Genomic DNA, 9,805 nt, shown 5'->3' with positions numbered 1-9,805 from the left:
ATCGTGCCGATCACCGAGGTGTTGCCGGCGGCGTCGGTGCGGCGCAGCGTTCCGCTGCGGGCGGTGTGCAGTACGGAGCGGTCCGGCAGCACGGCGAGCGAGATCGGCTCGCCCATCTCGCCGACTCCTCTGGCCAGTTCGACCTGCTGGAAGTCGGTCGGGTTGACCGGGTGCGCCGCGGCTGCCGGCGGCGTGGTGAGTGTGGCCGCCACCGTGCCGGCGGCGACGAGTAAGGCGGCGCTCAGGGCCGCCGGGATGTGGGTTCTCATGGGCAGGGTCCACCTTCGAATGGCGCCGATGGTCGAGTTCCATCCCGCGAGTCGGCAGTACGGCCCGCGAGCCCGACGCCAGAGCACATGTGGTCCCGCCCCACAGCGATGCCGCTCGGTCAACATGGCGAGCAGCGGTGCGGCCATGGTCGTCCGTTCGCGCAGCGATCACTCGATCGGATGGCTCAGTAACTGAAAGTAAGCCAGTACATATGTGCACGTCAAGCAAAAGTTTCGACAAGAAAAACCGAAGATCCCCACACTTATTTTCAGACAGACAGAAGTTTGACTCGAATCGGGCATAGTTCTTCCGCGCTTCGACGGTAGTGAAGTACAGTCCCGGGCGTGATGGGTTTGTCGCCGCAGGCCCGGCTGCTGCGTGTACTGCGGGATCGCGGTGCGCAGTCCAAGGCCGAGCTGGGCGACCTCGTCGAGCTGTCCCGGTCCCGGGTGGTCACCGAGCTGGACCGGATGATCGAGCTGGGCCTGGTCGAGGAGGCCGGCCTCGCGGAGTCGCGGGGTGGCCGGCGGCCGGCCGTCGTCCGGGTCGCGTCCGGGGTCCGCTTCGCCGGCGTCAACGTCGGCGCGACCAGCGTGGACGTCGCCGTCACCGACGGCGAGCTGGAGGTGCTCGAGCACGTCGCCGAGGAACTGGACGTGCGGGAGGGTCCGCAGCGCGTGCTCGGCCGGGTGGTCGAGCTGGTCGGCAAGCTCCGCGACCAGGGACACCTGCCGCGCCTGCACGGCCTGGGCATCGGCCTGCCCGGCCCGGTGAGCTTCCGCGACGGCGTGCCGTACGCGCCGCCGATCATGCCCGGCTGGGACCAGTACCCGGTGCGGGACACGCTGATGCGCGAGCTGGGCTGCCCGGTGCTGGTGGACAACGACGTCAACGTGATGGCCCTGGGGGAGAAGCAGGCCGGCGTGGCGAAGAACTCCGACGACCTGCTGTTCGTCAAGATCGGCACCGGGGTCGGCTGCGGCATCCTGGTCCACGGCGAGGTGTACCGCGGGGCCAACGGCTCGGCCGGGGACATCGGCCACATCCAGGTCGACGAGGACGGTCCGGCCTGCGGCTGCGGCAACCTGGGCTGCCTCGAGGCGTTCTTCTCCGGCGCGGCGCTGGCCCGCTCCGCGCGGGCCGTCGCGCAGGCCGGCGAGTCGCCGTTCCTCGGGATGCGGCTGGCCGACCGCGGCACCCTGGCCGCGACCGACGTGGCCGACGCCCTGGCCGCTGGTGACGCGGTGGCGCTCCGGCTGGTCCGGGAGGGCGGCCGGCACCTCGGCCTGGTCCTCGCCGGCCTGGTCAGCTTCTTCAACCCGAGCCTGATCGTGATCGGCGGCGGCGTGGCCGGCATCGGCCACGTGCTGCTCGCGGAGATCCGCAGCGCGGTGTACCGCAGGTCGCTGCCGCTGGCCACGAACAACCTGCCGTTGGTCATGTCCGAGCTAGGCGAGGACGCGGGCGTGATCGGCGCCGCCCGCATGATCAGCGATCTTGTCTACGCCGAACCGGCGAGGTGATCATGACGGAGCTGACGAAACCAACGCTCGGAATCGGGATGGCGGGCTATGCCTTCATGGGCCGCGCGCATTCCCAGGCCTGGCGCACCGTGGGCCGTTTCTTTGAACTACCCATGGAGGTGGACATGGCCGCGGTCTGCGGCCGTGACCCCGGCGCGGTCGCCGCGGCCGCGGACACCCTGGGCTGGCGCACCCATGAGACGGACTGGCGGCGGCTGATCGAGCGCGACGACATCCACCTGGTGGATGTGTGCACGCCCGGCGACAGCCACGCCGAGATCGCCATCGCGGCGCTGGCCGCCGGCAAGCACGTGCTGTGCGAGAAGCCGCTGGCCAACTCGGTGGAGGAAGCCACGGCGATGGTCGAGGCGGCCAGCCGGGCCGAGCGCGACGGGGTGCGCGCCATGGTCGGGTTCAACTACCGGCGGGTGCCGGCGGCGACCCTGGCCCGCCGGCTCGTCGCCGAGGGCCGGCTCGGCCAGATCCGGCACGTCCGTGCGGTGTACCTGCAGGACTGGATCGTCGACCCGGAGTTCCCGTTGGTGTGGCGGCTGCGTCAGGAGGTGTCCGGTTCGGGCGCCCTCGGCGACCTGGGCGCGCACATCGTGGACCTGTCGCAGTACATCACCGGCCAGCGGATCAGCTCGGTCAGCGCCATGACCGAGACGTTCATCAAGGAACGCCCGCTGCCCGAGCACACCGCCAACGGGGCACGCGGGCCGGTCACCGTGGACGACGCCGCGCTGTTCCTGGCCCGGCTGGACGGCGGCGCGGTGGCCACCTACGAGGCCAGCCGGTTCGCCACCGGCCGGAAGAACGCGCTGCGGATCGAGGTCAACGGCGAGCTCGGTTCGCTCGCGTTCGACCTGGAGCGGCTCAACGAGCTGGAGTTCCACGACGCGTCGGCGCCGGCCACCAGCCAGGGCTTCACCCGGATCCTGGTGACCGAGCCGGAGCATCCGTATGTGGCCGCCTGGTGGCCGCCCGGCCACGGGCTCGGCTACGAGCACAGCTTCACCCACGAGGTGCGCGACCTGATCCACGCGATCGCGGACGGCGCGAACCCGGAGCCCACCTTCGCCGACGGGTTCCAGGTGCAGCTGGTCCTCGACGCGGTGGAGCGCAGCGCGAAGCAGTCCGCCGGCTGGGTCGCCGTGGAGGCGCCTGCTCGAGTGTGAACCGCGAGGGAGGGCGACGATGCCTGGGCGTGTCGGGGTCTGGCTGGTGGGAGCCCGTGGCTCGCTCGCGGTGACCTCGATCGCCGGGGCGGCGGCCGTCCGTGCCGGTCTCGCCGAGCCGATCGGCCTGGTCGGCGAGACGCCGGCGCTGGCGGGCGCGGGCCTGCCGCCGCTGGCCGACCTGGTGTTCGGCGGGCACGACGTGGCCGGCACCCCGCTGGCCAAGCGGGCCGAGCAGCTCGCCCAGGCCGGCGTGCTGCCGGCGACGCTGCCCGCCGCGGTGGCCGGTGACCTGGCCGCCGCCGACGCGGAGATCCGGCCCGGCGCAACCTGCGACGACGGCCGCCCGCAGGCCGACACCGTCGAGCGGTTACGCGCGGACCTGGTCGCGTTCCGCGACAGCAACGCGCTGGACCGGGTCGTGGTGGTCAACGTGTCGTCCACCGAGCCGGTCGCCGCGCCCCGGCCCGAGCACGCCGGCCTGGCCGAGCTGAACCGCGCGTTGCTTTCCACTACCGACGTGTTGCCGGCCAGTTCGCTCTACGCCTACGCGGCGTTCACCTCCGGCTGCCCGTTCGTCGACTTCACCCCGTCCACCGGCGCGCGGCTGCCGGCGCTGCACGAACTGGCCGGCAGCGCCGGTCTGCCCTACGCCGGCAACGACGGCAAGACCGGCGAGACCCTGGTCAAGACCGCGCTCGCGCCGATGTTCACCGCCCGGGCGTTGCGGGTGCTGTCCTGGTCGGGCACCAACCTGCTCGGGGGCGGGGACGGCGCGACGCTCGCCGACCCGCGGGCGGCGGCCAGCAAGACCGAGTCCAAGCGGCGCGGCCTGGAGGGGTTGCTCGGACACCCGGTGGACGGCCGCACCCACATCGACTACGTGCCCGACCTCGGCGACTGGAAGACCGCCTGGGACCACGTGTCCTTCGCCGGCTTCCTCGGGGTGCGGATGAGCCTGCAGTTCACCTGGCAGGGCTGCGACTCGGCGCTGGCCGCGCCGCTGGTGCTGGACCTGGCCCGGCTCACCGCCCGGGCGCACCAGGCCGGGTGCGCCGGACCGCTGGGCGCGCTCGCGTTCTTCTTCAAGGATCCGGTCGGCAGCACCGAACACCGCATCGCCACCCAGTACGAGCAGCTCTGCGCCTGGGCGGGTGGGTTGGGCTGATGGTGTGCCATCCCGCTGGGCGCCGCGCGCCGCCAAAAGGCGGGTTCACGCTACTTGGCGTGGAAATACCGGACCTGCGCAGCGTCGTCGAACTGGTCCGGGCACCGGCGGCGCTGAGCGTGCCCGGCGACTCGCTGGCCGGCGCGGCCGCCGCCGGCTGGCCGTTCCGGCGGCGTTCGGTCCTGCCCGCGGCCGCCGCGGTCTGTCTGTACTGGGCCGGGATGGCGCTCAACGACTACGCCGACCGCGACCTGGACCGGGTGGAACGCCCGGAGCGGCCGATCCCGTCCGGCCGGGTCACCCCTGGCTTCGCGCTCGGCCTGGCCACCGCGCTGACGGCGGCCGGTATCGGGCTGGCCGCCCTGGCCGGCCGGTCCGCGCTGCGCGTCGCCGTGCCGCTGGCCGGCACGGTCTGGCTCTACGACCTGGTGCTCAAGCCCACCCCGGCCGGACCGGTGGCGATGGCCGCCGCCCGCACCCTGGATGTCCTGCTCGGCGCCGGCGGCGCCCGGGCGGCGCTGCCCGCCGCGCTCACCGTCGGCGGCCACACCCTGACCACCACGGTGCTGTCCCGAGGTGAGGTGCACGGGCTGCGGCCCGAGGTCCCGGCCGCCGCGCTGGCCGCCACCGCGATGATCGCCGTGAGCACCGTCGCCGGGGCGCCGCGCCACCGGTTGGCGACCCTGGCACTGGCCACCGGCTACGCCGCCGGCGTCGGGCGGGCACAGTCCGAAGCGATGCGAGATCCCACGTCCGGACCTGTCCGGCGGGCGGTCGGCGCCGGCATTCTGGGACTCATGCCCTTACAGGCCGCCCTGCTGGCCCGGGTCGGATCGGTGCGCGCCGCGCTGCCGGTCGCTCTGGCCTTTCCGTTGGCCCGTCGCCTTTCCCGAAAGGTGGCGGCAACGTGAGGTTCGGTTACGGAACCAACGGGTTCGCCAACCACCGGCTCGACGACGCGCTGCGGGTGATCGCCGACCTCGGCTACGACGGTGTGGCACTCACCCTCGACCACGCCCACCTCGATCCGTTCGCGCCGGATCTGGGCGCCCGCACGGCGGCGCTGCGCCGCACGCTGGCCGCGCTGGGCCTCGGTGTCGTGATCGAGACCGGCGCCCGGTACCTGCTCGATCCGTGGCACAAGCACGAGCCGACGCTGCTGTCCGACGCCCGCGCGCACCGGGTGCAGTTCCTGCGCCGGGCGGTGGACGTGGCCGCGGACCTCGGCGCCGAGGCGGTGTCGTTCTGGAGTGGCGTGGTGCCAGCCGGGCTGGACCCGCGGATCGCTTGGCAGCGGCTGGTTTCCGGGTGCTCGGAGGTGGTGGCGCACGCCGCCTGGCGCGGGGTGCCGATCGGGTTCGAGCCGGAACCCGGGATGCTGGTCGCGGACCTGGCCGGCTACGAACGGCTGCGGGCCGCGCTCGGTGATCCGGCCCCCTTCGGGCTGACCCTGGACATCGGGCACTGCCGGTGCAACGAGCCGCTGCCGGTGCCGGACTGTGTGCGTGCGGCCGGCCCGCGGCTGGTCAACGTGCAGATCGACGACATGCGCCGGGGCACCCACGAGCATCTGGAGTTCGGCGCCGGGGAGATCGACTTTCCGCCGGTGCTCGCGGCGCTTTCCGAGGTGGGCTACCAGGGCCTGGTGGCGGTGGAGCTACCCAGGCACAGTCATGCCGCTCCGGGCGTCGCCGAGCGGTCGCTGGCTTTTCTGCGGGCGGGGGGGAACGCCGCATGAGGATCGAGTCGATACAGGCCGCCGTCACCAAGGCGCTGGAACCCAGCGGTGCGCTGTGGCTGGCCGAGGCGCGGGCGCAGATCGCCGCCGACCCGGCCGCGTTGGCCCGGCTGTTCCCGGCGGTGGGCCGCAAATGCGGCCGGGGTCAACTGTGGACCGACGACCCGGAGCTGATCGGCTGGACGGTCGACGACGCGGTGCGCACGCTGCTGCTCGCCGGCGCCGGGATCGCCGACGTCACCGCGGTCTACAACTACGGCGACGCGGCCGAACGGCGGGCGGTGCTGCGCGCGCTGCCGCTGCTCGGCCTCGGCGCGGCGGCGGTTCCCCTGGTCCAGGATGCGTTGCGCACCAACGACACCCGGTTGATCGCGGCCGCGCTCGGCCCGTACGCGGCCCGGCACCTGCCGGCCGACGCCTGGCGCCAGGCGGTGCTCAAGTGCGTGTTCCTGGGCATCCCGCTGGCCTGGGTGGCCGATCTGCAGCGGCGCAAGGACGCCGAACTGGTCCGGATGATGCGGGCGTTCGCCGAGGAGCGCCGCGCGGCCGGCCGGCCGGTGCCGCCGGATGTCCTGATGCTGGTTCCGGAGTTACGCGGCGAGGAGGGCTGATGCGCATCTTCGATCCCCACATCCACATGACCTCGCGGACCACGGCGGACTACCGGCAGATGTACGACGCCGGTGTGCGCGCCCTGGTCGAACCGGCGTTCTGGCTCGGCCAGCCGCGCACCAGTGTCGGGTCCTTCGTGGACTACTTCGACTCGCTGCTCGGCTGGGAGCCGTTCCGGGCCGCACAGTTCGGCATCGCGCACCACTGCGCGATCGCGCTCAACCCCAAGGAGGCCAACGATCCGCGCTGCGCCGGAGTGCTCGACCTGCTGCCCCGGTACCTGGCCAAGGACCGGGTGGTCGCGGTCGGCGAGGTGGGCTACGACTCGATGACCCCGGAGGAGGACGCCGCGTTCGCCCGGCAGCTGGCGCTGGCCATCGAGCACGAGCTGCCGGTGCTGGTGCACACCCCGCACCGGGACAAGGCGGCCGGCACCCGGCGGACCCTGGACGTGGTGCGCGAGTCGGGCATCCCTCCGGAGCGGGTCGTTGTCGACCACCTCAACGAGGTGACCGTGCGGATGGTCGCCGAGTCGGGGTGCTGGATGGCGTTCTCGATCTACCCCGACACCAAGATGGACCCGGACCGGATGGTGCGCGTCCTGCGCGAGTTCGGCACCGACCGGATGCTGGTGAACTCCGCCGCGGACTGGGGCAACAGCGATCCCCTGCGCACCTCGATGACCGGAGCCGCGATGCTCGCCGGCGGGTTCGGGCCGGCCGATGTGGACAAGGTGCTGTGGCAGAACCCGGTCGACTTCTACGGGCAGAGCGGCCGGCTGGACGTGTCCGAACTGGACGCCGACCGCGCGGCGGTCTACGAGGGGAACTCGGTGCTGCGCGGATCGCGGGAGTAGCGGATGCGACTGCGCCATCCGGACGGCACCGTGGTGCACCTGGCCTACTGCACCAACGTGCACCCCGCCGAGGACCTGGCCGGGGTGCTGGCCCAACTGACCCGGTACGCCCGCCCGGTCCGGGACCGGCTGCGCGTGTCCCGGCTCGGTGTCGGTCTGTGGCTGTCGGCGGGCCTGGCCGCCGCGCTGGACGCCGACCCCGCCGCGGTCCGCAGGCTGCGCACCCACCTGGCCGGTCATGGCCTGGAAGTGGTGACGCTCAACGGTTTTCCGTACCGAGGCTTTCACGACCCGGTGGTCAAGCACCGGGTCTACACACCGGACTGGACCTCGCCGGAGCGGCTCGAATACACCCTGCGGCTGGCCCGGATCCTCGCCGCGCTGCTGCCCGACGACGTCCCGTACGGCAGCATCTCCACGCTCCCGCTGGCCTGGCGCACGCCCTGGGACGGCGACCGCGCCGACGCGGTGCGCCGCCGGCTCGACGCGCTGGCGGCCGGCCTGGCCGGACTGGACCGCACGATCCGGGTCGGCTTCGAACCCGAACCCGGTTGTGTGGTCGACACCAGCGCCGACGCGGTGCGCCTACTGTCCGAAGTGGACACCCGGTGGCTCGGTGTGTGCCTGGACGCCTGCCACCTCGCGGTCGGCTTCGAGGACCCGGTCGAGGTGACCGGCCGGCTGGCCCGAGCCGGCCTGCCGGTGATCAAGACCCAAGCGTCCTGCGCGCTGCAGGCCCACCCGACCGAACTCGCTGCGCTGGCCGGGTTCGCCGAACCCCGGTTCCTGCACCAGACCCGGGAACGCGGCGGCGGGGGAGTGGACGACCTGGCCGACGCGCTGGCCGGGGGGCTGCCCGGCCGGGCGCCGTGGCGGGTGCACTACCACGTGCCGGTGCACGCCGCGCCGGTCCCGCCGCTGACCAGCACCCAGCCGGAACTGCGGGCCACGCTCGGTGCGCTGCTGGCCGGCGCGCACCCGGTCACCACCCACGTCGAGGTGGAGACCTACACCTGGCAGGTGCTGCACCCGGACGGCGACCTGGTCGACGGCCTGGCCCGGGAACTGGACTGGACCCGCGCCGAACTGCGGGCGCTCGGCCTGGTGGAGGTGTCGTGATCGTCGTCCTGGACGTCGTCGGGCTCACCCCCCGGCTGCTGGCCCACATGCCGAACCTGAGCCGGGTCGGCACCACGGGCTTTCGGTCCACTCTGGACACGGTGTTGCCGGCGGTGACCTGCTCGGTGCAGGCCACCCTGCTCACCGGAGCGCCACCTCGCGAGCACGGCATCGTCGGCAACGGCTGGTACTTCCGGGATCTCGGCGAGGTCTTCCTGTGGCGCCAGCACAACGCGCTGGTCGGCGGGGAGAAGCTGTGGGACGCCGCACGCGTCCGGCAGCCGGGCTGGACCGTGGCCAACGTGTGCTGGTGGTACGCCATGGGCGCGGACACCGACCTGCTGGTCACGCCCCGGCCGGTCTACCACGCCGACGGCCGCAAGTCGCCGGACTGCTACACCCGGCCGGCGGCGCTGCACGACGAGCTGACCGCCGCACTCGGCGACTTCCCGCTGTTCACCTACTGGGGGCCGACCGCCGGTATCGCCTCCAGCCGGTGGATCGCGCGGGCGGCGCAGCACATCCTGGCCCGGCAACGGGTCGACTGCCTGCTGGTCTACCTGCCGCACCTGGACTACGACCTGCAGCGGTTCGGCCCGGACGACCCCCGGTCCCGCCAGGCCGCGCGCGAGCTGGACGCCACGATCGCCCCGTTGCTCGCCGACGTCGCCGCGGCCGGGGCCACCACCGTGGTGCTCAGCGAGTACGGCATCACCGCGGTGCACCGCCCGGTGGACGTCAACCGGGCGCTGCGCCGGGCCGGACTGCTCGAGGTGTACGTCCAGGATGGACGCGAGCTGCTCGACCCGTGGACCTCCAGGGCCTTCGCCGTTGCCGACCACCAGATCGCCCACGTCTACGTGCGCGATCCGGCGGACCTGCACCGGGTGCGCGCGATCCTCGCCGAGCTGCCGGGCGTGGATGCGGTCCTGGACGCAGAGGGCAAGGAGCGACACGGCCTGGACCATCCCCGCTCCGGTGAGCTGGTCGCCGTCGCCGAGCCCGACGCCTGGTTCACCTACTACTACTGGCTCGACGACGACCGGGCACCCGACTTCGCCCGGACCGTGGAGATCCACCGCAAGCCCGGCTACGACCCGGCCGAGCTGTTCTTCGACCCGGCGGACCGCTTCGCCAAGCCGCGGGCGGCGATGTCCTTGCTGCGTAAGAAGCTCGGCCTGCGCTACACGATGAACGTGGTCCCGCTCGATCCGTCCTGCGTGCGCGGCTCGCACGGGCGGCTCCCGGACGGGCCGGACGACGCGCCGGTGCTGCTGTGCTCCGACCCCGCGCTCGCGCGCGACCGGATCGCGGCGACCGACGTGCGCGACCTGCTGCTCG

At 73.0% G+C, this 9,805-nt stretch carries 10 protein-coding genes; 9 read left to right on the top strand and 1 reads right to left on the bottom strand.

Annotated features, from left to right (window positions below):
• The coding region (locus VFO68_RS19100; RefSeq protein ID WP_325159676.1) for a hypothetical protein at nt 1-269 on the bottom strand (269 nt) is incomplete at its 3' end.
• A gap of 348 nt (nt 270-617) precedes the next feature.
• Between VFO68_RS19100 and VFO68_RS19095 the strand changes: the two genes are divergently transcribed.
• The 9 genes from VFO68_RS19095 to VFO68_RS19055 form a co-directional block, all read left to right on the top strand.
• The gene (locus tag VFO68_RS19095) at nt 618-1,793 is read left to right on the top strand and encodes an ROK family transcriptional regulator (RefSeq protein WP_325159679.1); all 1,176 of its coding nucleotides are present in this window, start codon (nt 618-620) and stop codon (nt 1,791-1,793) included.
• Nucleotides 1,794-1,795: 2 nt separating this feature from the next.
• Complete coding sequence (locus tag VFO68_RS19090) at nt 1,796-2,971, top strand: Gfo/Idh/MocA family oxidoreductase (protein WP_325159675.1); 1,176 nt, start codon at nt 1,796-1,798, stop codon at nt 2,969-2,971.
• 19 nt (nt 2,972-2,990) lie between these two features.
• Nucleotides 2,991-4,139 (top strand): inositol-3-phosphate synthase, encoded by a 1,149-nt coding sequence (locus tag VFO68_RS19085; RefSeq protein ID WP_325159674.1) that lies wholly within the window; start codon nt 2,991-2,993, stop codon nt 4,137-4,139.
• Between the two features lie 74 nt (nt 4,140-4,213).
• On the top strand, nt 4,214-5,050 hold the full coding sequence (locus tag VFO68_RS19080) for an SCO3242 family prenyltransferase (RefSeq protein ID WP_325159678.1): 837 nt from the start codon (nt 4,214-4,216) through the stop codon (nt 5,048-5,050).
• A complete protein-coding gene (locus VFO68_RS19075; RefSeq protein ID WP_325159673.1) occupies nt 5,047-5,877 on the top strand; it encodes a sugar phosphate isomerase/epimerase family protein in 831 nt (276 codons plus the stop codon). Before VFO68_RS19080 ends, VFO68_RS19075 begins: the two co-directional genes overlap by 4 nt.
• Nucleotides 5,874-6,488, top strand: coding sequence for an EboA domain-containing protein (locus tag VFO68_RS19070; RefSeq protein WP_325159672.1), 615 nt, complete (start codon nt 5,874-5,876; stop codon nt 6,486-6,488). The genes VFO68_RS19075 and VFO68_RS19070 overlap by 4 nt, the downstream gene beginning before the upstream one ends.
• Complete coding sequence (locus tag VFO68_RS19065) at nt 6,488-7,345, top strand: TatD family hydrolase (protein WP_325159671.1); 858 nt, start codon at nt 6,488-6,490, stop codon at nt 7,343-7,345. Before VFO68_RS19070 ends, VFO68_RS19065 begins: the two co-directional genes overlap by 1 nt.
• A gap of 3 nt (nt 7,346-7,348) precedes the next feature.
• Nucleotides 7,349-8,464, top strand: coding sequence for a metabolite traffic protein EboE (gene eboE, locus VFO68_RS19060; RefSeq protein WP_325159670.1), 1,116 nt, complete (start codon nt 7,349-7,351; stop codon nt 8,462-8,464).
• A gap of 47 nt (nt 8,465-8,511) precedes the next feature.
• Nucleotides 8,512-9,805, top strand: a 1,294-nt coding sequence (locus VFO68_RS19055; protein WP_325159677.1) for an alkaline phosphatase family protein, incomplete at its 3' end; no start/stop codon positions are given.

It is taken from the genome of Actinophytocola sp. (assembly GCF_035712165.1).
GTDB lineage: Bacteria > Actinomycetota > Actinomycetes > Mycobacteriales > Pseudonocardiaceae > DASYTH01.
Note: the sequence above shows the minus strand (reverse complement) of the source record. Positions and strands in the feature narration are given on the sequence as shown.